Below are 26,630 nucleotides of genomic sequence, written 5' to 3' on the forward strand. Positions count from 1 at the left end.
GGAAGGCACGGCTTGTTTGTATCTGAAGTCTTTATTTTTAAACCGAGCAAGCTCTCATCTTTCGTTTACAAATAATGATTTAATTCTTCTTTCATCACTTATTTATTTTAGGTTTTATGTCAGGACACATCCCGCGTAGTTTCATTGATGACCTCCTCGCTCGCCTCGATATTGTCGATATCGTCGATGCACGCGTAAAACTTAAGAAAAAAGGCAAGAACTACGGGGCATGTTGCCCTTTCCATAATGAAAAGACCCCCTCTTTTAGTGTTAGCCAAGAAAAACAGTTCTATCACTGCTTTGGTTGCGGTGTTCATGGCAACGCCATTGATTTCATTATGGAGTTCGAACGCTTAGAGTTTGTTGAAGCGATTGAAGAGCTAGCCTCTTACTTGAGCCTTGATGTTCCAAGGGAAGAGCGTAATGGCAGTGTTTCATCGGGGCCAAGAGCCAACACAGAGCAAAAGCGCAATTTATACGATTTAATGGGCAGTATTAGCCAATTTTATCGCTCTCAATTAAAACAATCAGCAAACAAACATGCGATTGAGTATCTTAAAGATCGCGGTCTATCCGGTGAGATTGTACAAAAGTTTGGTATCGGATTTGTCGCTGATGAATGGGATGCAGTAAGGAAAAACTTCGGCCAGCAGAAAGACGCACAAGAGATGCTCGTGACTGGTGGCATGTTAATCGAAAATGACAACGGTAATCGCTACGACCGCTTCCGAGGCCGCGTGATGTTTCCAATTAGAGATCGCCGTGGGCGCGTAATTGGATTTGGTGGCAGAGTCATTGGAGATGGAACACCGAAATACCTTAACTCACCAGAAACACCTATATTCCATAAAGGTAAAGAGCTCTATGGCCTTTATGAAGTGCTTCAAGCCTACCGAGAACCACCACAAGTTCTTGTTGTGGAAGGTTACATGGATGTGGTCGCCTTAGCGCAATACGGGGTTGATTATTCCGTCGCATCGCTTGGCACATCGACCACAGGTGATCATCTCCAAATGCTGTTTAGACAAACGAGCACTGTGGTATGTTGCTACGATGGTGACAGAGCAGGCCGAGAAGCCGCATGGCGAGCACTAGAGAATGCGCTAAGCTATCTTAAAAGTGGCAATGTTTTAAAGTTCCTGTTTTTACCAGATGGTGAAGACCCAGATAGCTATATTCGTCAATTTGGTAAAGAAGCATTTGAAAAAGAAGTACAAAATGCGACGCCGCTTTCTGAATATCTATTTACTAACTTAACCAGCCAGGTAAAAGTTGGGAATAATGAAGGAAAAGCGGCATTAGCGGCACTAGCAACCCCATTGATAGAAAAAGTTCCTGATAATTTTCTTCAAGCTCAGTTGTTTAAAATTCTAGGCGAACGCACCGGCGTTTTTATGGAAAACAAGTCCCATAAAAAACCGCAGAATCGGCCTACAGCTCAACCGCATAAAGAGATCAAGCGAACTCCAATGCGCGAAGTTATTGCTTTGCTTATTCAAAATCCAAGCTATGCTGATATGGTACCGGATTTATCCAGTGTCATAGAATTAACACTACCGGGATTAAGTTTATTGATAGAAGTCCTTGATAAATGTCGAGGGAATCCCCATATCAGCACGGGTCAATTATTAGAACATTGGCGCAATAACAAACATGAGGCACTTCTGTCTCGTCTTGCGAGTTGGGAGATCCCACTCGATGAAGACAACCAAGAAGATCTATTCTTAGACTCATTGGACAAAATTCTTGCCCAATGCGTAGAAAAACAAATTGAAAACTTGCAGGCTAAAGCAAGAAGTATCGGTTTATCAGCCGAAGAGAAACGGGAGCTACTAGCACTAATGCTAGATTTAAAAGCGTAACCCAGATTGATTAGTCAGCAGTGAATAAATTTGTTAATATTAGTGGTTTGCATTTCGCATACTAATTCCGCCACCAGAACTTGAAGTTGGATATCGTCTATGGATCAAAGTCCGCAGTCACAGCTAAAATTACTTGTCATTAAAGGCAAAGAACAAGGCTATCTGACCTACGCCGAAGTAAATGACCACCTACCTGAAGAGATCGTTGATTCAGAGCAGGTAGAAGACATTATTCAAATGATCAATGACATGGGTATCAAGGTAGTTGAAACTGCTCCTGATGCTGATGATCTTGCATTGAATGATGACGAATCTGTCACAGATGAAGATGCAGCTGAAGCTGCCGCTGCTGCACTATCTAGTGTAGAGAGCGAAATTGGCCGTACAACTGATCCAGTCCGCATGTATATGCGTGAAATGGGTACTGTTGAGCTATTGACTCGTGAAGGCGAGATCGATATTGCAAAGCGTATTGAAGATGGTATTTACCAAGTTCAATCCTCTGTGGCTGAATACCCAGGTACTATTCCATACATTCTTGAACAGTTTGATAAAGTCCTTGCTGAAGAACTTCGTCTTACCGATATTATCTCTGGTTTCGTTGATCCAAATGACGATGGCACTGCGGCTCCAACCGCGACTCACATCGGTTCTGAATTAGCTGAAACAGATTTAGCAGACGCAGATAAAGAAGGCGAAGATAAAGAAGACGACGAAGAGGATGAGGAAGAAGAAGATACAGGTATTGATCCAGAGCTTGCTCTAGAGAAATTTACCGATCTTCGAAATAGCTACCAGAATCGTCAACTTGCTATCAATGAACATGGTGCTGACAGCGCAAAAGCAGCTAAAGCCACAGAATTGATGCAAGACGTTTTCCGCGAATTCCGTCTGACGCCTAAAAAGTTTGATTACCTAGTAAAAGAACTTCGTACGTCGATGGACCGTGTTCGTACTCAAGAGCGTTTGATCATCCGTCAAACCGTTGAATACGGAAAAATGCCGAAGAAATCTTTTGTTGCGCTATTCACTGGTAACGAATCTAGTGAAGCATGGTTAGATGAAGTGCTTGCTTCTGGTAAACCATACGCAGAAAAAGTGAAGCGTAACGAATACGAAATCCGCCGTTCGATTCAAAAATTGAACATCATTGAGCGTGAAACATCGTTAACGGTTCAAAGCATTAAAGACATCAGCCGTCGCATGTCTATCGGTGAAGCTAAAGCTCGTCGTGCGAAGAAAGAGATGGTTGAGGCAAACTTACGTCTAGTAATCTCAATTGCTAAAAAGTACACCAACCGTGGTCTACAGTTCCTGGATCTAATCCAAGAAGGTAACATCGGTCTGATGAAAGCGGTTGATAAGTTTGAATACCGTCGTGGTTATAAGTTCTCAACTTATGCAACGTGGTGGATCCGTCAAGCAATTACTCGTTCTATTGCAGACCAAGCGCGTACTATCCGTATTCCAGTTCACATGATCGAAACGATCAACAAACTAAACCGCATCTCGCGTCAAATGCTACAAGAGATGGGCCGTGAACCGTTACCGGAAGAGCTTGCTGAACGCATGCAGATGCCAGAAGACAAGATCCGCAAAGTACTGAAAATTGCTAAAGAGCCAATCTCAATGGAGACACCAATCGGTGACGACGAAGATTCGCATCTAGGTGATTTCATCGAGGATACAACTCTAGAGCTACCTTTAGACTCTGCGACGGCGACAAGCCTACGTGGCGCAACTAAAGACGTTCTTGCTGGCTTAACTCCTCGTGAAGCTAAAGTACTGCGCATGCGTTTTGGTATCGATATGAATACTGACCATACTTTGGAAGAAGTTGGTAAGCAGTTCGACGTTACTCGTGAGCGTATCCGTCAGATCGAAGCAAAAGCACTTCGTAAACTGCGTCACCCAAGTCGTTCAGAAACACTGCGTAGCTTCTTAGACGAATAATCGTTAGTAAAGAAATCGACAGTTTGAACGATTTATAAGCAACATTTAAAAAAGGTGAGCGTTGGCTCACCTTTTTTTGTATCTACTAGTCTAAGTGGATAAAAACTAAGCGCAAATGCCCTATTTAGTATCTAGACACATTAAGCCGCATCCCCTATAATCTATCCCCTATTCGGCCCCTTAGCTCAGTGGTTAGAGCGCACGACTCATAATCGTTCGGTCCCCAGTTCAAATCTGGGAGGGGCCACCAAATTAGAAAAGCCAGAACAGTTTACGCTGCTCTGGCTTTTTGCTTTCTGGGTATTAACGACTCTCTAAGACAAATCACAATTCAGCATCGAACCATTAGCGATTCCTACATTCGAATGCATGATCACAGCTAACTACGTGATAAGAGCATCAATTAAACAATAACGATAAACCACCATCTACACTAAGCAAGAAAGAATTAACAACCATCCATATATGAATATTCCAACATATAACCAATCACCTCTCTCCTACCTCTAGAATATACGATCAGTTTTATCTCCCAAGATTACCTATAACTCATTTGACCTAACACACATACCCCGTGAATCTAGCTTTGCCAATAATAATTAAAGCTAGAAAAGAGGAATGAATGAAAACTAACAATAAAGTCCTATTACTTTTAAAAACAATGGCTATGGCAGCGATTGCCACACTCTCTTTGTCACTACATGCCGCAGAGAAAACCTATAGATTAAAACTCGCTGAAACCTGGGGACCAAATACCCCTATCCTTGGCGATGCAACTAAAAATATGGCGAAGCTTGCCAATGAAATGTCTAACGGCCGCTTACAGATCCGCATTGATTCCGCAAACAAGCACAAAGCGCCGTTGGGTATTTTCGACATGGTGAAGTCAGGGCAATACGATCTAGGCCACTCAAGCTCTTACTATTGGAAAGGCAAGGTTCCAAACACCCTATACTTCTCATCAATGCCATTCGGAATGATGACAACAGAGCAGTATGCGTGGTTTTATCGTGGTGGGGGCATGGAGCTAATGCAAGAGGTGTACGCACCGCATAACTTACTCTCCTTCCCTGGAGGTAACTCTGATATCCAAATGGGAGGTTGGTTTAAGAAAGAGATTAAATCTATCGACGACCTACAAGGGCTTAAAATGCGCATTCCAGGTTTTGCTGGCGAGGTATTCGCAAAGGTAGGAGCAAAGCCAACCAACATTGCACCAGGAGAACTCTTTACCTCTCTTGAACGTGGAACAATAGATGCCTTAGAGTGGGTTGGGCCCGCTTTTGATCTTCGTATGGGCTTTCAGAAAATTGCTCCTTTCTATTATACTGCGTGGCATGAACCAGGTTCAGAAACCCAGTTCCTAGTGAATAAGAAAACGTGGGATAAATTACCAGCAGATTTACAGATAATTTTAGAAACCGCTTTCCGCGTTGCGGCATTTGATATGTACGTACAAGCCATAGATGCAAATGCAAATAGCTGGAGTTCGATGCTTGCTGAATATCCTGATATTAAAATTAGAGATTTTCCGCCTGAAGTTTTGAGTACCATGCGTTTAGCGACAGAGCAACTATTAGAAGAGCAAGCAAGCCAAGATCCTCTAGCCAGAAAAATCATCGAATCACAGGCAAACTACCTACAAAAAGTCCGTGGGTGGACAGATATCTCAACAAAGGCATATTTGAATAACAATTAGATACTTAAACCCTTAAACCCTTAAACCCTTAAACCCTTAAACCAGCACATTAGCCCACTATGATTTTAGTGGGCTAATTTGTTAAAAAATCATGTTATTCAATGCAGTAATTTCCATCCAATATGTAAATACAGGCATATAAAATCTATTCTTATTACTTACAAAAAAATAGTGATGGAGATCAAATAAAGATAGCGATGAGAGGCGTATTTTTACTGGCGTTCATATTGAGGAGAATATATATGACAGCGTCTAAAAATTTTCTAAGGGACTTGCTGGGCTTGGCTCTAATCGTTTCAACTGCGTTTGCTGTATTGAGTTTCCTGCTCGATATCATGGGAGGCATCGCATATTTCAGTCATGAAGATATCATCGCGAGTACCTTCTTCCATGAATCTTTGTATTTCATAGCCTTCCTTATTCCACCGTATTTCATTTGGAAGTTTATCAATCGCCCAGAATTGATTGTGGCTGTTCAAGAATACCAATTAAACAAAAGTAAGAATGAACAATTCTAAGTACGACTGATAGGCCATATCTTACATTTTTCTTAAATAGCGATAATGTCTAGTTTTCCAAGTTAGTATTTGCAGAAGAGCCTGATACCGATGGGCTCTTACTTCTAAAAACATCTCTATCCAAGAACTGCCGACTTAATACCACATTCACGATTGCAAGATTTTCCCAATAGTTCGCCCTCAGTAACAAGAACCCTACTTATATCTTAAGAGATGAGATTTCCTAGCGAGCTTGCAAGCCAATAGTTCGTAATCAAACGGGTCTCTCATTCTTTTTTAATCAAACTAAAAAACAGGATGATTTTTTCTCTAAAATTCACAATGGTGACAATAATCAAATCTTACTATCGTTGAAGTACAGCTTAAATCGCGAAAAAACTAGCCAACATTTCAATCTTATTTTATAATGAAAATTAAGAATTACATCCAATACTATTTCTATAGGAAAAGACAAATGAGACTAATTCCTCTAAGTAATGCTGCACAAGTTGGTAAATGGGCAGCTCGTCACATTGCAAGCAAGATCAACGCATTCAACCCAACAGCAGACCGTCCATTTGTTCTTGGTTTGCCGACAGGCAGTACTCCTTTAACTACATACAAAGAGCTGATCGCACTTTACAAAGCTGGCGACATTAGTTTCAAGCATGTTGTAACTTTCAACATGGATGAATATGTCGGTATCGATCCAAACCACCCAGAGTCTTACCGCTCTTTTATGTATGACAACTTTTTCAATCACGTTGACATTCAAGAGGAGAACATCAACCTACTTGATGGCTTAGCAGAAGACATCGATACACATTGCGCTGCATATGAAGAAAAAATTCGTTCTTACGGGAAAATCAACCTGTTCATGGGTGGGGTAGGCATCGACGGTCACATCGCATTCAATGAACCAGGTTCTTCTCTATCTTCTCGCACTCGTATCAAAACTCTAACGCCAGATACGCGCATCGCAAACTCACGCTTCTTCGATAATGATATGAATCAGGTACCAAAATTTGCATTAACCATTGGTGTAGCAACACTACTCGACGCTGAAGAAGTCATGATCCTCTCGCAAGGTCATAACAAGGCTCAAGCGCTTCAAATGGCTATCGAAGGCTCTGTGAACCACATGTGGACGGTTACTGCGCTTCAAATGCATCCAAAAGCCGTTATCGTTGCTGATGAACCAGCACAGCAAGAACTAAAAGTGAAAACGCTTAAATATTTCCAAGATCTAGAAGCTGAGAACATTCAAGATCTATAAGTTACCGTTCACTTAATAACAACTTAAACCACTTTATATTAAAGTGGTTTTTTATTTTCCGCGTCACTGAATACCAACGAAAACTAATAGTAGCCTTTCAATAGTTCGAGTTATTAGCCATCGAGATTTCGAATATTGGCAGTGAGTAGTAATGGATTTTGGAGAAAAGGAAGGGGTAAAAATGGCAATGCAACCAAAAGACACATCGCCATTTACTATGAGGATTTTAAAGCTAAGTGAATTACTCTACCGTCACTGCTTTAGCTAAATTACGAGGTTGATCGACATCCGTACCTTTAATCAGTGCAACGTGATACGACAGCAGTTGCATTGGCACTGTGTAATAGATTGGTGCGGTGATCTCACTAACGTGCGGCATTGTGATGATTTTCATTCCTTCATCAGCTTCAAAACCAGCCTCTTCATCAGCGAATACATATAGTAGGCCGCCACGAGCACGCACTTCTTCTACATTCGATTTTAATTTCTCTAGTAATTCATTACTTGGAGCAACAACAACAACAGGCATGTCCGCATCAATCAGAGCCAGTGGGCCATGTTTCAATTCACCCGCAGCGTAAGCTTCAGCGTGAATGTAAGAAATTTCTTTCAACTTAAGTGATGCTTCAACCGCTATTGGGTAAAACTCTCCACGTCCTAAGAATAACGTGTGGTGTTTATCGGCAAAGTCTGGTGCTAACGCTTCAATTTCTTTATCGAATGAAAGTGCCGTTTCAATTTGAGCAGGTAATTCATGCAGCGCTTTTACAATCTCTTCTTCTTTTTCAGTACAGATCAGGTTCTTTTGCTTACCTAAGGCTGTCACAAGCATAAGTAAAGCTGATAATTGAGTCGTGAATGCTTTGGTCGATGCAACGCCAATTTCTGCACCAGCACGAGTCATGAAGGCAAAATCAGATTCACGAACTAATGATGAACCAGCAACGTTACAAACCGTCATAGCTCCCATGTAGCCTTTCTCTTTCGCTAATCGAAGCGCGGCTAGCGTGTCTGCGGTTTCGCCTGACTGAGAAAGCGTAATCAATAAGCTATTTGGACGAGTGACAAATTTGCGATAACGGAATTCTGATGCGATCTCAACATCACAACTCACACCCGCAAGAGATTCAAACCAGTAACGCGCCGTCATACCTGCATTGTAAGAAGTACCGCAAGCGATGATCTGTACGTGTTCAACTTTGTTTAAGATCTCAACCGCATTCACACCTATGCTTTCTGTGATCACGGCTTTATCAGTGATTCGTCCTTCCATCGTATTAATAAGAGCTTTTGGTTGCTCAAAAATCTCTTTCTGCATGAAGTGGCGGAACTTTCCTTTATCTCCAGCATCTTGTTCGATATTAGACTCAACAATCTCGCGCTCAACCTGTTCACCTTGCTGATCATAAACGGTTACGTCACGACGAGTAACTTCAGCAACATCACCTTCTTCTAGGTACATAAAGCGGCGTGTCACACTTAAAAGAGCAAGTTGGTCAGATGCAAGGAAGTTTTCACCAACACCAAAACCGATAACAATAGGGCTACCAGAGCGAGCAACCACAACACGACTAGGATCTTTACGATCAAAGGCTACGGTGCCATATGCGCCATCTAGCTGCTTAGCTGTCTTTTGTAGTGCCTCAACAAGAGTCTCAGAAGTACGCAGTTCCCACTCTACTAAATGAGCAATAACTTCAGTATCTGTTTGAGATTGGAATTCATAGCCGCGACTTTTAAGCAGAGAACGTAACTCTTCATGGTTTTCAATAATACCGTTATGTACTAATGAAATATCACCAGAAACATGTGGATGTGCATTCACTTCTGAAGGTTCACCGTGCGTTGCCCAGCGAGTGTGTGCAATACCAGTGCCGCCAAGCACTTCTTGCTCTTCCACTGCCGCAGCAAGTTCTTTCACTTTACCTAAGCGACGAACTCGAGTTAGTTTTGAATCTTGATCGACAACAGCAACACCCGCAGAGTCATATCCACGGTACTCAAGCCTACGTAGACCTTCAACTAAAATTTCTGCTACATCACGCTGTGCTACTGCACCAACAATCCCACACATAAAACGTCTCCAATATTATTAATTTTTTGATTATTTCTTATCGGCGGCAAGCAAACCCACTGGTACTGAATCTATTCAGTATAGTGATAAGAAATTAATTGCATTTTGTTTATGCTCGAATAACTCGAACATTATTTGATTCTATTGTTTGTAAATCGGCTTCAGAGAGCTCAGCATCGGTAATTAATACATCAATGCTTTCCCATGACAGTTCTAGATTCGGGATTTTTCGCCCTACTTTTTCAGATTCCACCATGACAATCACTTCACGTGACACTTCTGCCATGACTTTACTTAACCCAACTAACTCATTAAATGTCGTCGTGCCACGCTCTAAATCGATTCCATCAGCACCAATAAATAGTTGGTCAAAATCGTAAGCTCTTAATACAGACTCAGCGACTTGCCCTTGGAAAGATTCCGAATGCATGTCCCAAGTTCCGCCTGTCATTAAAAGTGTAGGTTCACTTTCTAATTCATTGAGAGCACTCGCAACATTCAATGAATTAGTCATAACCACTAGGCCGCGCTTATGATTAAGCTGCTGAATTAATGCCCCAGTCGTACTACCACTGTCTATCACGATCCGGTTATGGTCTCTGATCAGTTCAGCTGCGGCACTTGCAAGTGCTATCTTTCGATCCGAAACATTTTGACTCAACTCATCATTCACTACCTCTTTTGGTAAAGCAATCGCACCACCATAACGACGCAGGAGCTGACCATTCTTCTCTAAAGAGGCAAGATCCTTTCTAATGGTGACTTCCGATGTTCCAAATTTGATAGATAACTCATCAACACTCACTTCACCTTTCTCTGTTACCAGATTGGCTATTGTGTGCCTTCTTAACTGAGTGTTTCGTTTCGACATTTAATACTCTTAAACAAAGTTTCGTTTCAGAACTTATTATAATCAAGTCGAAACAATAAGGTCTATTTATTTCGACCTAAAAAATTAATAAATAGCGCAAAAACCTTGTCCTAAGACAATTCTTAACCAGTGAAATAAGATCAATTCAATGCTAGAATCCGCCTCCGAAAAGAAAATAAATTACAAAATTAGCTGTCATTTTTTTGCCACTTTCTCCCGATATAGTCGAGTAAGTCACAAAAAACAGCCAAAATAGACAGACCAACTGGTCATAAAATGACTAAAGTTGATGAAAGACTTTCAGATCTGATGGCTTTAAAGACTGCTCAAGATGAGACGATTGCTGATATGAAAAGTGATTGAACGAGTAGCCTTCAGATACCAATACAAAAATTTCAATTTAAATTATATTTACCGGAGAGCACCTTCCATGAAAAAGACCAAAATCGTATGTACGATTGGCCCTAAAACAGAATCTGTAGAGAAACTAACTGAACTTGTAGATGCAGGCATGAACGTTATGCGTCTAAACTTCTCTCACGGTGACTTCGCTGAACATGGCACTCGCATCGCGAACTTCCGTTCTGTTATGGAAGCAAAAGGTCAGCAACTTGCTATCCTTTTAGATACTAAAGGTCCAGAAATCCGTACTATCAAACTTGAAGATGGTAACGACGTAGATCTAGTAGCTGGTCAAGAGTTCACTTTCACAACTGACGCAACAGTTGTTGGTAACAAAGACGTAGTAGCAGTAACTTACCTAGGTTTCGCTAAAGACCTAACAGCAGGTAACACTATCCTTGTTGATGACGGCCTAATCGAAATGGAAGTTATCGCAACAACAGAAACTGAAGTTAAGTGTAAAGTTCTTAACAACGGTGCTCTAGGCGAAAACAAAGGTGTTAACCTTCCTGGCGTTTCTGTTCAACTTCCTGCTCTTTCTGAGAAAGACAAAGCAGACCTTAAGTTTGGCTGTGAGCAAGGCGTAGATTTCGTTGCTGCTTCTTTCATCCGTAAAGAAGAAGACGTTAAAGAAATCCGTGAGCTTCTAAACGCTAACGGCGGCGAAAACATCCACATCATCTCTAAAATTGAGAACCAAGAAGGTGTTGATAACTTCGATTCTATTCTTGAAGCTTCTGACGGCATCATGGTTGCTCGTGGCGATCTAGGTGTTGAAATCCCAGCTGAAGAAGTAATCTTCGCTCAAAAAATGATGATCGAGAAGTGTAACCGTGCTCGTAAGATGGTTATCACTGCAACTCAAATGCTTGATTCTATGATCAGCAACCCACGTCCAACTCGTGCTGAAGCTGGCGACGTTGCAAACGCGGTTATGGATGGTACTGATGCGGTAATGCTTTCTGGCGAAACAGCTAAAGGTAAATACCCTGTTGAAGCTGTAACTATCATGGCTCAAATCTGTAACCGTACAGATGGCGCTCTAAAAGCAGAGCTAAGCTCTCGTCTAGATAGCCCACGTCTACGTATCACTGAAGCAGTATGTAAAAGTGCTGTAGATACAGCTGAGAAACTAGCAGCTCCGCTAATCGTTGTTTCAACTGAAGGTGGTAAATCTGCTCGTTCAGTACGTAAGTACTTCCCAACAGCAAACATCATCGCACTAACAAACAACACTAAAACAGCAGCTCAGCTTGTTCTTACTAAAGGTGTAACTCCTGTTGTTGTTGATTCTCTAGACAGCACTGATGACTTCTACATCAACGGTAAGAAACTTGCTCTTGAGTCTGGTTTAGGTAATAAAGGCGATATCGTTGTAATGGTATCTGGTGCATTAGTATCTTCTTGCACAAACACAGTATCTGTACAAGTTCTATAAGAACAACGTATTTATCAAAAAAATATAAAAGAGAGCTTCGGCTCTCTTTTTTTATGAATCTTACTTGCCCAATTAATCAGTACGCTGTATTATCGATCTCATTAGTACTTCGTACCGTTAAATTAATTATCATCGTGTCTCGACTCCACACGACTATTAAATGAGGTTCCAACGTGTCTAGCCCAACTCTGACAGATAAAGTTTGCCAAATGATTCGCCAAGATATTCTTAACGGTGAGCTACTTCCTAGCCAAAAATTGGTCGTTGCTGAATTAAAAGACAAATATAATGTTGGAGCATCTCCAATTCGTGAAGCGCTGGTTCAATTGTCGTGGAGCAAATACGTGAAGTTAGCACCACAAAAAGGCTGTTGGGTTGCATCGGTATCTGTCGTCGAACTTCATGACTTGTATGAAAGCCTACGTGTCGTCTCTTCTGTTTTACTGAAGAAAGCGATTAACTCCGGAGATGAAAACTGGGAGCTTGATGTATTAACGTCTTACCATAAGCTTTCACGTGTGAAGAATAATCAAGACCATTTTGACTATACGGAATGGGAAGAGAGACATCACCAATTTCATGTCGCTCTATTAGAAGGGGCTGACTCAAAGAATATGTTTGAATTCTTCAGCGACTTAATCAATCAAGTTAAACGCTATCGCTACTTAGCCATGACATCGAACCCAGATAGCTCAAGCGAGCTATTCAACATTGATGAACACGAAATGATCATGAAGCTTGTTTTAGCAAAGAACACCGATCAAGCGCTTGATTTACTTGATAAGCACCTTGCTGGTTCAATGAAAGAAATTGAGACCATCATTAACGCCGCTTAATTTGATGGCGGTTACAGGCTAAAGAGCGGCCATGCTGAAAACAAAAAATCGGGTTAAATCCCGACTTTTTGCTATTTAGAATAATATGAATAGTGCTACTAACATTGCTTAATGTCTTCAATGTTCACCATCCAAAAAATTCTTTATGGTGTGTGTTGAGTAACAAAACCATAGGTAAAAAGTAGAGAGCACTTAATTGAATACCCAATACCACCAAAATACCTATCGTGAGCCTCACTAGAAAATGGCTTAACATACGATGCCTCTGTAACTAGACTGTATGATTTCCTTATTATTTTTTGCTTTACTGCACGAATCCTTTCTCAAAAAGATAAGAATTTTTGAATGAAGCATGGTCAATTCAAAAATATATCCACTTACCTTCTACCAAGTTTAGCCTAAAATTGGTTAAGCATTAGACTTTAGTCTAACCACCAATCACCGCTAAATGGCAAAGTATTGCTTAGAAAGCCTACATTAAGCCGATGTCACCCTGTTACGACCCAATGCTTTTGATTCATAAAGTGCAATATCTGACTTCTTATAAGTTTCACGGCTATCTAAAGTAATGTTGCTATATCCGATACTTATCGTCACAGGTGCCTCCATAGAGCCCTCAATCAATCGTCGTAATCGGTTTAGCAACAACTCCGCATTATCAAGGCCTATACAAGGCATAATGATAGCGAACTCCTCTCCGCCAACTCTCGCGACAAAGTCCGAGTCTCTGACATTCTCTGCCAATAAAGAGGCCACCACTTTTATCACTCGATCGCCTTCATCATGTCCTGAGTTATCATTAATCAGCTTAAAATGGTCAATATCAATCAAGGCTAAACAAGTTTGACTGCTTTCAGAACCAGGCGGCAAAAGAGCCGTATGATGATCTATCGTTTCATCAAATTTACGACGATTCCATAACTGAGTTAATGCATCTCTTTCACTTAAGTTTCGGAATTTATCTTCTAACTCTTTTCGCTCAGTAATATCCACAATCGATACTATGTAATAACTGACTTTATCTGAATGATCCAATACACCATGAATTCGAATCAATCCGATAAAAGGAGAGCCCATCTGTGTGAGACATTCTACCTCCCCTTCCCATCGGCGATCTTTAGCCAAGCTTGACCATATAGAGAAGGCTTCATCTGAAGCTTTATTACGAAAAAGAAGTCGAAGGATCCCTCTCCCTTCAATTGACCCCGAGCTATAACCGGTTATATTTTCGAACTCCTGATTCACCATTAAGACTCGATACGAGAGATCGGTGATCATGACAGCAGACATGCCACTTAGCGCTGCTTGAGCGAGTTTACTTTCCATACTTCTTCGTCGTGAGTACAGACTAAAAAATAGAGATGGTATCGAAAAAAGCAGCACGAGCCCTAAAACAAAAGAGACCTGTTTTTCTAACGATTTAATTTGTGGCAATGCATAATGTTGTATTCGATGAGGTTCAATTTTTACCAATAAATATAGAGTCTCTTCACCTCTTAATTCAACCCGGTTAAAGACAAATAAGTTGTTATCTTCGTAGGTATAACCACTTTTTTTCTTTTGCATCAATTGCCATATATTAGGATGTTGATAAGGGAGATTAAACTGACTGCGCTGAGATAAAACCGAACCGAATAATTTGTCTTTGTCATCGCTGGAAAGAAAGAAACCACTCTCATCTAAAATTTCTAAGTTAAGATTTTTATCTGTCGAGTAGCTCAATCGGTCCGCGATATACCAGAGATCTAAGTTAGTGATCAAAAAGCCAATTCTACCGGAGCTACTGCTCACCGGTATGCTTAAACGTAATGTAGGGATATAAGGCTGGACAAGTTTCCCGTGTTCAACTTCAAGACCTATCTTAGTTGTTAAGATTTCATCACTTTCTATATTTTGAGATAACTTAAAATAATCTCTTTGAGATTTATCTTGCAACTCTGCGGCAGTACTCGCAAGATCATTTTTGACATCATAGTTAACTCGGACTTGTTCCATACCATTAAGATCCAAAAAGCGGATCTGTGTGAACCACTTCTGTTTCGACGCTATGGATTTCCAATTATCTTCGAGAAATTTCTTCTTATCAGGCTCAGGAGAGGATGTATAGTCCAGTAAAACAGTACTGTGGCTAAGTAAACTCACCACTGATTTCATTTGGTAACGCAGATGTTCAGATTCACGTGCAGTAAACTCTAACTGGTCAAGTGTTTGATTGGCGATCTGCCTTGCCGTGTCTGTATAAATTGAATCAGCCCGTTGGTGATAGTAAAGCGAAAGTAATGATCCCAAGAACAAACTCACGGCTAGAATAACAGCCGCTTCTTTTTTATATCTCACTACCATTCCTACACTTCACGGCACTAATTAATGAAAAAACATTATACCACCCATCATACTTTAAAAAACGATAAAGCCACTTCAAATAAGTGGCTCAAATCAATAAGTGGTCAATTAATTACCGCGATCAATAGTTAGGCTTTTAAGGCACGCTCTCCACGAGCAATTCCTACTACGCCACTTCGAGCGACTTCGATTACGTCGGTAACCTCAGAAATGGCTTGAATGAATGCATCAAGCTTTTCACTTGTACCAGCTAGCTGCACGGTATATTGGGACGCTGTGACATCAACAATCTGCCCTCGGAAAATATCAGCGGTGCGCTTAACTTCCGCGCGAGCAAAACCACCCGCCTTTACCTTCACCATCATCAATTCACGTTCAATGTGCTCAAATTCAGATATTTCTTGAACTTTAAGTACATCTATCAGTTTATGCAGTTGCTTCTGAATTTGCTCAAGCTCTAATGAATCAGATTCAGTGGTAATGTTGAGGCGAGAAAGTGTTTCGTCATCGGTTGGTGAAACCGTCAGCGATTCAATGTTGTAACCACGCTGCGAAAATAGCCCTACAACACGAGATAATGAACCCGGTTGGTTCTCTAATAATAGTGAAAGAATATGTCTCATATTAGGTTCTCTCCGTCTTGCTTAGCCACATATTATCCATGCCCTCGCCTTTTATTTGCATAGGGTAAACGTGTTCATTTTCATCTACATTAATATCTACAAAAACCAAACGGTCCTTCATATCCAATGCTTTTTTCAATCCTGCTTCAAGCTCATCAGGTGTGTTAATTCGAATACCAACGTGGCCGTACGCTTCTGCAATGGCCGCAAAATCTGGGACAGAATCCATGTAAGAGTTAGAGTGACGACCTTGATAAATAATATCTTGCCACTGTTTCACCATACCGAGAAAACGGTTATTCAAATTGATTATTTTCACGGGTATATCGTATTGCATTGCCGTAGACAGCTCTTGAATATTCATTTGAATACTGCCATCCCCCGTCACACATACCACCTCTTCCGTTGGATGAGTAAATTTAACGCCTAAAGCGGCAGGAAAACCGAACCCCATAGTGCCGAGGCCACCAGAATTGATCCAGCGACGTGGTTTGTTAAACGGATAATAGAGAGCGGCAAACATTTGGTGCTGGCCAACATCTGACGCAACAAAGGCATCACCACCTGTTAGTTTGTGTAAAGTTTCGATGACTTGTTGAGGCTTAATCCGCTCACTCGACTTGTCATAACTCAAGCAGTTACGTGACTGCCATTGATTAATATCTTTCCACCAGCTTTCTATCGCGGTTTCATCATTCGATCCACCTTGCTCGATAAGCAGTGTCAACATTGAATCAAGTACAACTTCAGCAGAACCAACAATGGGAAGATCAACATGTACGTTTTTAGAGATCGATGACGGATCAATATCGATATGAATTACTTTTGCATCGGGGCAATACTTCTCAAGGTTATTGGTCGTACGATCATCAAAACGAACACCAATACCGAAAATAAGATCCGCATTATGCATGGTCATATTGGCTTCGTAGGTGCCGTGCATACCTAGCATGCCTAACGCATTTTTGTGGGTGCCAGGAAAAGCGCCAAGACCCATTAAGGTGCTTACCACTGGAAGATTTAAGCTTTCAGATAGCTGCATAATTTGACGATCCGCTTCCGAAATTATGGCACCTCCCCCAACATAAAGTACGGGTTTCTTAGCTTCTAAAAGCGCTTTCAAGGCTTTCTTTATCTGTCCTTTATGACCTGTCGTTGTTGGGTTGTATGAACGCAACTTAATCGACTCAGGATAATGGTAAGGGAATTTTATTTGTGGATTCATGACATCTTTTGGCAAATCGACCACCACAGGTCCAGGTCTGCCCGTTGATGCAATATAGAAGGCTTTCTTTATGGTCTCTGGAATGTCTTCTGCTTTCTTAACCAAAAAGCTATGTTTCACGACAGGGCGCGAAACCCCCACCATGTCACACTCTTGGAAGGCATCATTACCGATAAGGTTATTAGGCACGTTTCCTGATAGCACAACCATAGGAATGGAGTCCATATAAGCAGTCGCAATACCCGTAATTGTATTCGTCGCTCCAGGTCCAGAACAGACAAGTACCACACCCGGTTTACCCGATGCTCTCGCATAGCCGTCCGCCATGTGTGTCGCTGCTTGTTCATGACGAACAAGAACATGCTGTATATCGTCCGTTTTTGCGTGCAAAGCATCGTATATATCAAGCACTGAACCACCCGGATAACCGAAAATTTGCTCAACACCTTCATCAATCAAAGACTGTACGATCATCTCTGAGCCAGATAACATTTCCATCTATATTCTCCTTACCTGAAACCATCTGTATTGGTAATACGGTTGGCTCTGGTTTTCCATAGTCTAGGTCTTATTTTTAGCCTAAATCGAAATACTTCCACTTTTCGGCTATGCCTTCCTTTTGTCATAACAAAAAGAGAGGGTACGCAACAACTGTAACCCTTTATTATCATTGGGTCTAATGGGGGGTTTGAAAGGTTTTTATAAATATTCTATCGTTAGTAAAAATAAAAGATGAAGATGCCAACTAGTAAGCTCAGATCAGGTTTAACTTTCATAGTGGGTAAATAAAAGAGGATAATATTTTAATAGAAAGCGCTAAATCGTCATCAAAATACGAAATAAAAGTGTGTGATAAAACAGATTTCAATTTGTAAGCTGCAACAAAAATCCCCCACTAATAATCCAATATTAAAATGGGGGATTTTTAAGCAACTGAAAATTTATCTCACAGAAAATTACTTATCTTTCTTCTTTTCTGTGTACATTTCTTCAATTTCGTCCTGATACCTATCGTTAATGACTTTACGACGCAATTTCTGAGTTGGTGTCAACTCACCTTTATCCATCGAAAAAGCTTTCGGTAGCAACTTAAATTTCTTCACTTGCTCGAATTTCGCTAGCTCAGTCTGTAAGCCATTCACTCGCTTTTCAAACATCTCAACCACTTCATTATGTTTAATCAGCTCTAAGCGATCGTGATACTTAATATTAAGCTCTTTCGCGTACTCTTCTAGCGTATCGAAACAAGGAACAATCAATGCAGACACAAATTTTCGCGTATCGGCAATAATCGCAATCTGTTCAACGTAGTGATCTTTACCGATCGCACCTTCAATCACTTGCGGTGCTATGTATTTACCACCTGATGTTTTCATCAGCTCTTTGATTCGGTCGGTAATGAATAAATTGCCATTCTCATCAAAATGACCAGCATCTCCTGTTTTCAAAAAACCGTGTTCATCAAACGTTTTTTCGGTCTCTTCTGGCATCTTGTAGTAGCCGCGCATCACCATAGGACCACGAACAAGAATCTCATTATTCGCACCAATTTTAACTTGTGCGCCAGGCATCGACATACCAATAGAATCTGGGTTGAAGCATTTATCATCCCAGCAAGATACCGTTGCGGTCGTTTCAGTCATGCCGTAGCCAAGCTTGACGTTAATACCGATAGCATGGAAAAAACGGCCTATCGTTTCATCTAACTTCGCACCACCACATGGCATGAAATTGATTCGACCACCAAGCAGTGCTCGTAACTTAGACAGAACTAATTTATCCGCCAAGCGATGGCTTCTCTGTAACATAAATGACGGAGTACGACCTTCTTGGTGACACACCGACATTTTCGCACCCATGTTCACCGCCCAAGTAAAGAGCACTTTACGGATAAACGGGGCTTTAGACACTTTTTCATGAATAGCTGAGAATATTTTTTCATAAAAACGCGGTACAGCTGACATCACGGTTGGGCGTAATTCAGTTAGCGCATCACGAACTTGCATCGTATCTTGCAGGTAACAGTTAGTCGCACCGTTGTACAATACGTAGAAGCTCCATGCACGTTCAAATACATGTGATAGTGGTAAGAATGCAAGAGAGACATCATCAGGCGTTAAGCTTAATCGCTCATCATGTGCTTTAAGCTGAGAGCCGATATTCATGTAATCAAGCATCACACCTTTAGGCTGCCCTGTGGTACCAGAAGTGTAGATTAACGTCAGCAAGTCATCCATATTGGCATCAGCAATACGTTTATCCAGTTCTGGTTGATGAGCCTCATCCGCCGTTGCCATGAAATCAGCCCATGACATCGCAAACTCATGACCTTGAAGATCGACCGTTGCCGACATTGCAACAATTAACTCTAATTGCTCACACTCTTCATAAAGAGTAACAGCAGCATCAAATTGAGCCTGCTCTCCAACAAACAGAACTTTAACATCTGCATTTTGAATAATGTATGACGATTGTGCTGGTGTGTTGGTCGGATAAATAGGAACCGTGACAGCACGAACCTGAAGCGAACCAAAATCGGCGAAACTCCATTCAGGCATGTTGTTCGAAAAGATACCAATTTTATCCTGAACTTTTAAACCTCGAGAGAGTAAAGCTAAAGAAAGTGTGTCTATCTGCTGACCAAACTGTTTCCAGCTAATATCTTGCCAAGCATTATTTTTTTTATGCTTTAGGGCTGCACGGTCTCCGCCTTTTGCTACTTGCTCACGGATTTTTTTTACGATGTGAAAATCTAAGTTGGCCATGTCTCTTACCTTTGGCTTACACCTGTAAGCGTTTGAGCGCACAAGTGTACCTTCGATGTAAAAAAAGGCAACTGACGAGTGTCAAAGTTATCACTAATAGTTTGCTATACCCTAAAATAATACCTCGTCTTAAAACCATAAAAAAACCCTAAACAGTGATTCACGGTTTAGGGTTAAAGCAACAGAGCTATCGGACCGTTATTTCACTGCAACAACTTCACCGCAGATCATCATCAGCTGATCTCGTAACCAGATATGGCCTTTGTCTTTTTCGCTCGACTCATGCCAGCTCAAGTAGCCGCAAATAGATGCATTATCAAATGGGAACTGGATGATATTCAGTTGATCCTTATTTGCCGCATTTTCAACCATCCAGCGTGGTGCGATGGTCACTAATTCTGACTGCCCCACAACGTACAATACATTACTTAAACTCGTCCCTTCATAGTAAGCAGGACAATCTAAGTCTCGATACGCTTGCTCAGAGAAACTACGCTGACCGTGAATTTTAGAGAGCTTGGCATGTTTCTCATTCAGCAGCTGATTTGCCGTCACATCACCTTGAATACGCGGGTGAGAACTTGAAGTAACAACAACTAACTCATCTTGGAATATTTCAGTGCTAGAGAAGCCTTGCTCATCAAAACGGGCGTAATCAATCACAAAGTCGATCTCTTGGTAACGCATACGCTCAGAAAGCTTACGGTCAAATTCCGCATCCATATGAAGTTGAACATCGGGTGCTTGTTCATGGATATTGGTCATGATTTTCGGTGCAAAACGCATGTCGCAAGGGCTACAAATCGCCAGCTTGAACAGTCGAGTTGAAGACTCAGGATTAAATACAGAACTTGGCAGTTCATTACGAATTAATTGCAACGCTTGGCGCATCGGTCCGAATAGTTGACGAGCTCGTTGAGTGGGTTGAATACCACGGCCTTGACGCATGAAGAGTTCATCATTGAACATAACTTTTAACCGAGCAACAGCATTGCTGACTGCTGGTTGAGACATCCCTAAATTGTGCGCTGCACGGGTAATATTTTGCTCCTGCATAACAGCATCAAACACTGTCAGAAGGTTCAAATCAACTCCACGTAAAGTACTTTCCATTCGGTAGCTTGCAATGGCACTCATTGCATTTTTCTTATCTAACATAGGGGACGCCTCTTACTGGTAGTCAATAGTATTTGCTTAAAGTTAGTCGTAATAGATAACCAGAAATTGTCATATTGACGACTCAGATATATCTAGGAACAACACAACTATTAACCAATCAATCTAGCGACACCAACAAGATTGAGAAAGAATCAGCTAATTTTACCCTATTTATATAATTTATCTTTTAAAACAGACTATTACAGTTTTATAAAAAACTATAAAAACCACCTTTTTATCACTTTTACATTAAACATCATGGTGAGTTATGGGTTTTGTTACATTTGTTACATTTCATTCCCGCTATGAATGAGTAACAACCCAAACCTAAAAACAGCGTAAATGGGTCAGCCTTAAAATAGATAACATTGATATTTAGCTGTTGTGCACAAATCAAACTCCGGGTAGTTGAGAAACATTGAGACTAAAAAGCCCTGAACGCATCAAGCATTCAGGGCCTATTTTTTGTATCACAGAATCAAACGAACGAAGATTAGGCTTCCATATCAATTGGCTCATGTTTATGAATTAAGCCAAAGTCAGCCAACACCGCATAAGCGGCTGGTATCATGAACAACACCAATAATGTAGAAGCAAAAATCCCGAAGACGATGGAGATGACTAGAGGTTGAATCACCTGCGCTTGAAGGCTCGTTTCCATTAGCAGTGGTAATAACCCAGCGGCGGTTGTCATCGAAGTTAAAAACACTGCGCGGAATCTTTCTCGACTCGCTTTTACGACTGAATCATGGACATTATCACCTTCATCCACATGGTGACGAATGTACTGCACTAATAGAATAGAGTCATTGACCACTATCCCCGCTAACGATACAAACCCCATGATGCTCGGCATACTTAAAGAGTGTCCTAATAGCCAATGCCCCCACACAACACCAATGAAAGCCAATGGGATCGCAAGCATCACGACAAAAGGTTCTAAGTAACTACGGAACTGGAAACTTAAGATAATAAATACACCAAACAATCCAAGTAAGAAACCTTTCCCCATTGAGGCTCCCGTTTTCGCGGAGTCTTTTGCTTCGCCTTCAAAATCAAATCGAAGTCCTGAGTACTTATCTAACAATTTCGGCATTTCATCACTTTGAAACTGGCGAACAATTTCAGTCGAACTGGCCTTCTTATTATCTATGTCACCATATACGCTGATCGTTCTTAAACCATCAATACGTTGAATTCGTACATAGTTACGCTGGAAATCTAATGTTGCCAGTGTGGCCAGTGGGATTTGACTTCCATCTGGTGTAATAATGGGGAAGTTAGACAAGCGTTGAAGATCACCCGCTTCCGTTTTATTTAAACGCACTTCAATCGAAATATTCTCAACACCAAGCTGTATTTCATCGGCACTTTGACCAAAAAATGCAGCCCTTAGCTGTGCCGCGATCATCTGCCCATTCACGCCATACGTTTCCGCACCGGGTCTGAGCTTAACGAGAATCTCCTCTTTACCCATTCGCATGTCATCAAGCACACCCGTCACACCATCGAATGTGTTCAAATAGGTTTGAATATCAATGGATGCCTGTTTTAGTTCATCCAAATCATCATGCTTTACTCGGATCTCAATAGCTCGGCCACCAGGCCCCATAGTTGGTTGCTTGAAGACCATGGAGATCGGTTCCGCAAGATCTCCGACATCTTTGCGCCATGCATCAACAAAATCATCGATTCGAGTGTTACGGCTCTCTGCCCCAAGGAGATCTAAGCGCACTGTCGCCAGATGTGGTCCAGATTCATTGGCATCCGCATTAACATTAAACTTACTGGTAATATGCTCTACGAGTGGGATCCCATTCTCAACCTCTTTAGACCACGTTTCATTAAGTCGCTTCGCTGATGAGACCACCTGCTCAACGACTTTTTCAGTGTGCATCAGTGATGTGCCGGGAGGCAGGATGATGCGAACCTCAGCAGTATCACCATCAAGATCAGGGAACGGAACAAATTTCACCCCACCACCTACGATTAAAGAGATGGATATCAGCATCAGCGCAACTACACCACCCAAGAAGGCATAACGAAACTGAACCACTTTTCCAACGGCATTAACCAACGTGGTATTACGAAATTGCTCAAATCTATCTAGCAAAACACGTTTGAATTTTAGCGGAGCCTTCTCTTTCTTCTCTTTATGCAATGAATGAGCAAGGTGGTTGGGTAGAATTAGAAACGCTTCGATTAGGCTTAATGATAAGACTAAAATCAGTACTTGCGGCACCGCTTTTAACACGGCCCCCATTTCACCCTCTAAAAAGAGCAAGCTACCAAAAATACATACTGTGGTTAAAAATGAGGAGAGCACGCCAGGGAATACTTTTCGAACGCCATTATAGACCGCATCGTCAATATTCTGCCCTCTGTCTAAGTGGGACGCGATCGATTCAGCAATCACAATCGCATCATCCATCATGATCCCTATTGCCATTAGCAAACCAACCAGTGACATGATGTTGATCGATAAACCGATATTAGCCATCAAGAATAGACCGCCCAAAAATGCGACGGGTAAACCTGCCGCTACCCAAAAAGAGTAGCGGAAACTAAAAAATAGCCACATGGTAGCAAACACAAGAATGATCCCTTGCCACCCGTTCTTGACCATCATGGTCAGACGATCCCACAATACAGATGAGAGATCATTGGTCAATTGTAGCGTTACGCCATCCGGTGCAATTTTACGTTGGTCTTCCACAAATCGCGTGACTTGATCTTTGATTCTCAGCGCGTCATCTTCTTTGTTTTTACTGATCTTCAGTAACGCAGATGGCTTACCATCAAACAATACTTTCTGTTCATCCAACTCAAAACGATCGGTGATCGTGGCGATATCTCGTAAACGGATCAAGGATCCATTTGCGCCCGATGCTACGACGATCGATTCCAACTCTTCAGGCGTCACTCGACGTTCATCAAAACGGATTAAAAAGTTTTTATCTCGAGTTTCAATGCTACCACTCGGTAATTTAACGTTCTGACGCCCGATCTGTTCCGCGATATCACCGACGCTTAACCCTAATTGACGAATAGCTTGAGTATCGAGCTCTACACGATACTGGTGATCTGAAAAGCCTCTAACCGACACCAAAGAGACGCCATAATCAAGCTTCATGGTACGTTTAAGATCTTCAGCATAAGCCTTTAACTCTGGCCAACTGGTATCGGCTGTGATCGCAACATCAACAACGGGCTCATTCCAGTCAAGCTCTTGAACCATTGGTGATTCGATCTCAGTGGGAAAATCATTGATTGAGTTGATCTGAGTTTGAACATCCACCAGCATTCGCCCGATGTCTGCTTTCTCGTTCAACTTTAAGATCAACCGAGCCGAACCTTCAACCGCTTCACACTGAGTCTCTTCAATATTAGCTAAGCCATCCACCGAATCTTCCATACGTACACATAAGCTCTCCTCAACTTCTTGAGGGGAGGCTCCGGGATAGATCACACTCGCCATGATGTATGGAGGATCAAACTCTGGAAAGGTTTCACGTTTGATCGTCGATAAAGATGTGATACCAAGTACGAGCAAACCCAGCATCAATAAGTTTGCGGCCGTTGGATGGCGAGAGAAAAAACGGATCATGACTCGTCTCCTACTTGATTCGCTCCTGTACTATTAACTGAGTTCACCGTCGCTTCGCGTAGCATCATTCCATCAATCGCAGGAAGAAGATCATTCAGAACCAAGCGTTCTCCTTGTTCGATATCCCCATTGATAACGACTTGGTTATCTCTGCGGTACAACACTTCAATCGTTCGGATTTCCAATCGAGATTCAGGGCTCATAAGGTAGATGCGATTGCCATGCAATGCTCTTTCAGGAATAACCCAACTTGGTTGCTGCTGACCTTCAATGGTCGCTTGTACAAACATCCCATTGACTAAAGGCGGTAAACTTTCCGGCGTCAGATCGGCGTAATTTTGCGTCGCTTCTAAAATGACACCAGCAGTCGCTTGATTCACATCAACCGTTTCACTGATACGTGCAACTTTCGCAGGCCAAATAGCTTTTAAATTACCACTGTTCAATTCAATTTCTGCGTTAATGAACGCCATATCCGGTTTAGGAATACCTGCATCATCGCGAGTAAACGAACCAACACTTGAAGCAAGGGTATGCATGTCATGAATCGAAAGTTGTGCTTCTACTTCCATTACATCCATTCCATGCCCTACCACCATCGTTTGCTGTAAGTTCACCACTTGGTTTATCTCGATATCCACACTGGCGATTCGTAAAGAACGAGGTAAGCGGATCGATGTTTTATCTAATGAACGCTGGGCTTCTTGGACCTTCGATTGATTCACTCTAACAACAGCTTGCGCAACTTTCTGCTCGTCAGGAAAAAGCTGTAGTTGATTCTTCATATCTTGGACGAGTTTTTGCTGGGATAAATAGCTTTGCGTCTGTTGATCCACATCAGACTGAGAAGAGAGACCCTTCTTACGCAAATTTTCGATACGTCCTAATTCTTGTTTACTCAATGACAAACGGTTTTGTTCGATTCCAAGCGTTTGTTGCAAGTTTCGCTCTTCTAACGACAGTTTCGCTAATTGAGTCTGGCTTGATTTCAGATCCGCTTGAGCTTGGGTCAACTTTAATTCGTAATCTAAGGGATCAATTCTGATAATTTCAGTATCTTTCGGAAGTACCTGACCTTTCTCTAAATTGGGGTGACGATACACCACCTTTCCTGTGACTTCTGCGATCGCTTTCCATTCAAATTTAGGCGTCACTTTGCCATAACCAATAGCAACAGGAGCCATGGATTTAAGTTCTAACGGCATCGTATCCACGAGTCGGGCTCTATCGGTGGCAGGGTTTGTCGGTAAATCAGGGCGTAAATTAATCGCCAGTACTAAAACGACAACACCTACCGCTAACGCAGGGAAGAAAAGAAATTTGCGGTTCACTTTCATTATTCTGGTCCTTGAATATTATCTTTTTGGATAAAACCATGAGTCATCAATTTGATGTTATGTTCGAGTAATCGATTTAGAAATTCTTCATTGATTTCGATGCCATGAAAAGCAAGTAGAGGGGGAGGAGCGATAAAGGGAAAAACCATTAAGCTTATATAAGAGACCCGACATAACTTGGGATCCATTCCGGGTTTCAGTACACCACGTTCAACAAGCTTGTCAAAAATGACATCTTGAGCCGGTTTCGTCACATCAAGGAATACTTTTTCTAGTAACTCCCTTTGCATTTCAGAGGGCGGCATATTCATCACTTGGGCAATCAAACGGGGAAACTTCGGTACCTTAACCATCTCTTTATAATAAGTTCGCATCAAGTCTAGAAAGTTCTCTTGGTTGCTATCTTGAACTAATTTATTCATCTGTAACTGCATCGGGCGTAATGTTTCTCGCAACATGGTTTCGAACAACCCCGCCTTATTACCAAAATAATACCGGATCATTGCGATGTTGACGCCCGCGCGTTCTGCAATGAGGCGAGTTGATACCTTGTCATAAGGCTGAACCACAAACAGATCACGAGCATGCTGAATCAACAGCGCTCTAACATCCACATCTTGCTGAGGTCTCCCTGCTTTTCTCGTTGTCACGGCCGCCCTTCTCT

Annotated in this window: 17 protein-coding genes and 1 tRNA gene; 8 read left to right on the forward strand and 10 right to left on the reverse strand. The window is 41.7% G+C overall.

From position 1 onward, the window contains the following. The first annotated feature begins 116 nt into the window (after window positions 1-116). The 6 genes from dnaG to nagB all read left to right on the forward strand — a co-directional run bounded on the left by dnaG (window position 117) and on the right by nagB (window position 7,287). Window positions 117-1,862, forward strand: a complete 1,746-nt coding sequence (gene dnaG / locus F0249_RS07090; protein WP_171756226.1) for a DNA primase — start codon at window positions 117-119, stop codon at window positions 1,860-1,862. Window positions 1,863-1,961: 99 nt separating this feature from the next. Next, the gene (rpoD, locus tag F0249_RS07095) at window positions 1,962-3,815 is read left to right on the forward strand and encodes an RNA polymerase sigma factor RpoD (RefSeq protein WP_113799515.1); all 1,854 of its coding nucleotides are present in this window, start codon (window positions 1,962-1,964) and stop codon (window positions 3,813-3,815) included. A gap of 174 nt (window positions 3,816-3,989) precedes the next feature. Then, window positions 3,990-4,065 (forward strand) — tRNA-Ile (locus F0249_RS07100). 372 nt (window positions 4,066-4,437) lie between these two features. Further along, window positions 4,438-5,514 (forward strand): TRAP transporter substrate-binding protein, encoded by a 1,077-nt coding sequence (locus tag F0249_RS07105; protein ID WP_113799526.1) that lies wholly within the window; start codon window positions 4,438-4,440, stop codon window positions 5,512-5,514. 242 nt (window positions 5,515-5,756) lie between these two features. Beyond that, a complete protein-coding gene (locus F0249_RS07110) occupies window positions 5,757-6,032 on the forward strand; it encodes a hypothetical protein (RefSeq protein ID WP_017051125.1) in 276 nt (91 codons plus the stop codon). A gap of 454 nt (window positions 6,033-6,486) precedes the next feature. Then, window positions 6,487-7,287, forward strand: a complete 801-nt coding sequence (gene nagB, locus F0249_RS07115) for a glucosamine-6-phosphate deaminase (protein WP_171756227.1) — start codon at window positions 6,487-6,489, stop codon at window positions 7,285-7,287. A gap of 241 nt (window positions 7,288-7,528) precedes the next feature. Here nagB and glmS read toward each other — a convergent pair whose 3' ends face one another. After that, window positions 7,529-9,361 carry a glutamine--fructose-6-phosphate transaminase (isomerizing) gene (glmS, locus tag F0249_RS07120; protein WP_017051127.1) on the reverse strand — a complete coding sequence of 611 codons (1,833 nt, stop codon included), beginning with the start codon at window positions 9,359-9,361 and terminating at the stop codon, window positions 7,529-7,531. Between the two features lie 109 nt (window positions 9,362-9,470). Continuing rightward, complete coding sequence (locus tag F0249_RS07125) at window positions 9,471-10,232, reverse strand: DeoR/GlpR family DNA-binding transcription regulator (RefSeq protein WP_017051128.1); 762 nt, start codon at window positions 10,230-10,232, stop codon at window positions 9,471-9,473. 430 nt (window positions 10,233-10,662) lie between these two features. Between F0249_RS07125 and pykF the strand changes: the two genes are divergently transcribed. Together pykF and F0249_RS07135 are read left to right on the forward strand one after the other, a co-directional pair. Then, window positions 10,663-12,072, forward strand: a complete 1,410-nt coding sequence (pykF, locus tag F0249_RS07130) for a pyruvate kinase PykF (RefSeq protein ID WP_017051129.1) — start codon at window positions 10,663-10,665, stop codon at window positions 12,070-12,072. A 173-nt stretch (window positions 12,073-12,245) separates the two neighbouring features. After that, the gene (locus F0249_RS07135) at window positions 12,246-12,908 is read left to right on the forward strand and encodes an FCD domain-containing protein (RefSeq protein ID WP_171756228.1); all 663 of its coding nucleotides are present in this window, start codon (window positions 12,246-12,248) and stop codon (window positions 12,906-12,908) included. Window positions 12,909-13,385: 477 nt separating this feature from the next. On the opposite strand, the gene F0249_RS20395 is transcribed toward F0249_RS07135, so the two are convergent. The 8 genes from F0249_RS20395 to F0249_RS07175 all read right to left on the reverse strand — a co-directional run bounded on the left by F0249_RS20395 (window position 13,386) and on the right by F0249_RS07175 (window position 26,616). Continuing rightward, window positions 13,386-15,245, reverse strand: coding sequence for a diguanylate cyclase (locus tag F0249_RS20395; RefSeq protein ID WP_171756229.1), 1,860 nt, complete (start codon window positions 15,243-15,245; stop codon window positions 13,386-13,388). A 134-nt stretch (window positions 15,246-15,379) separates the two neighbouring features. Then, window positions 15,380-15,874 (reverse strand): acetolactate synthase small subunit, encoded by a 495-nt coding sequence (gene ilvN, locus F0249_RS07145; RefSeq protein ID WP_017051132.1) that lies wholly within the window; start codon window positions 15,872-15,874, stop codon window positions 15,380-15,382. 1 nt (window position 15,875) lies between these two features. Continuing rightward, window positions 15,876-17,597, reverse strand: coding sequence for an acetolactate synthase 3 large subunit (locus F0249_RS07150; RefSeq protein ID WP_017051133.1), 1,722 nt, complete (start codon window positions 17,595-17,597; stop codon window positions 15,876-15,878). Window positions 17,598-18,055: 458 nt separating this feature from the next. Further along, on the reverse strand, window positions 18,056-19,864 hold the full coding sequence (locus tag F0249_RS07155) for a long-chain fatty acid--CoA ligase (protein WP_171756230.1): 1,809 nt from the start codon (window positions 19,862-19,864) through the stop codon (window positions 18,056-18,058). A gap of 198 nt (window positions 19,865-20,062) precedes the next feature. Beyond that, window positions 20,063-21,022, reverse strand: a complete 960-nt coding sequence (gene leuO, locus F0249_RS07160; protein ID WP_017051135.1) for a transcriptional regulator LeuO — start codon at window positions 21,020-21,022, stop codon at window positions 20,063-20,065. A 493-nt stretch (window positions 21,023-21,515) separates the two neighbouring features. After that, window positions 21,516-24,629: an efflux RND transporter permease subunit gene (locus tag F0249_RS07165; protein ID WP_171756231.1), complete on the reverse strand. Its 3,114-nt coding sequence runs from the start codon at window positions 24,627-24,629 to the stop codon at window positions 21,516-21,518. Continuing rightward, window positions 24,626-25,966, reverse strand: coding sequence for an efflux RND transporter periplasmic adaptor subunit (locus tag F0249_RS07170; protein ID WP_136994192.1), 1,341 nt, complete (start codon window positions 25,964-25,966; stop codon window positions 24,626-24,628). Before F0249_RS07170 ends, F0249_RS07165 begins: the two co-directional genes overlap by 4 nt. Continuing rightward, window positions 25,966-26,616, reverse strand: a complete 651-nt coding sequence (locus F0249_RS07175) for a TetR/AcrR family transcriptional regulator (RefSeq protein WP_017051138.1) — start codon at window positions 26,614-26,616, stop codon at window positions 25,966-25,968. The genes F0249_RS07170 and F0249_RS07175 overlap by 1 nt, the downstream gene beginning before the upstream one ends. Window positions 26,617-26,630: the final 14 nt, after the last annotated feature.

Origin of the sequence: Vibrio sp. 03-59-1, assembly GCF_013114135.1 — a bacterium.
Taxonomy (GTDB): domain Bacteria; phylum Pseudomonadota; class Gammaproteobacteria; order Enterobacterales; family Vibrionaceae; genus Vibrio; species Vibrio cortegadensis.

Excerpts from the sequence above, each read along its gene's own strand:
- dnaG (WP_171756226.1), top strand. The coding sequence starts at position 117 with ATGTCAGGACACATCCCGCGTAGTTTCATTGATGACCTCCTCGCTCGC.
- rpoD (WP_113799515.1), top strand. The coding sequence starts at position 1,962 with ATGGATCAAAGTCCGCAGTCACAGCTAAAATTACTTGTCATTAAAGGC.
- F0249_RS07105 (WP_113799526.1), top strand. The coding sequence starts at position 4,438 with ATGAAAACTAACAATAAAGTCCTATTACTTTTAAAAACAATGGCTATG.
- F0249_RS07110 (WP_017051125.1), top strand. The coding sequence starts at position 5,757 with ATGACAGCGTCTAAAAATTTTCTAAGGGACTTGCTGGGCTTGGCTCTA.
- nagB (WP_171756227.1), top strand. The coding sequence starts at position 6,487 with ATGAGACTAATTCCTCTAAGTAATGCTGCACAAGTTGGTAAATGGGCA.
- glmS (WP_017051127.1), bottom strand. The coding sequence starts at position 9,361 with ATGTGTGGGATTGTTGGTGCAGTAGCACAGCGTGATGTAGCAGAAATT.
- F0249_RS07125 (WP_017051128.1), bottom strand. The coding sequence starts at position 10,232 with ATGTCGAAACGAAACACTCAGTTAAGAAGGCACACAATAGCCAATCTG.
- pykF (WP_017051129.1), top strand. The coding sequence starts at position 10,663 with ATGAAAAAGACCAAAATCGTATGTACGATTGGCCCTAAAACAGAATCT.
- ilvN (WP_017051132.1), bottom strand. The coding sequence starts at position 15,874 with ATGAGACATATTCTTTCACTATTATTAGAGAACCAACCGGGTTCATTA.
- F0249_RS07150 (WP_017051133.1), bottom strand. The coding sequence starts at position 17,597 with ATGGAAATGTTATCTGGCTCAGAGATGATCGTACAGTCTTTGATTGAT.
- F0249_RS07155 (WP_171756230.1), bottom strand. The coding sequence starts at position 19,864 with ATGGCCAACTTAGATTTTCACATCGTAAAAAAAATCCGTGAGCAAGTA.
- leuO (WP_017051135.1), bottom strand. The coding sequence starts at position 21,022 with ATGTTAGATAAGAAAAATGCAATGAGTGCCATTGCAAGCTACCGAATG.
- F0249_RS07165 (WP_171756231.1), bottom strand. The coding sequence starts at position 24,629 with ATGATCCGTTTTTTCTCTCGCCATCCAACGGCCGCAAACTTATTGATG.
- F0249_RS07170 (WP_136994192.1), bottom strand. The coding sequence starts at position 25,966 with ATGAAAGTGAACCGCAAATTTCTTTTCTTCCCTGCGTTAGCGGTAGGT.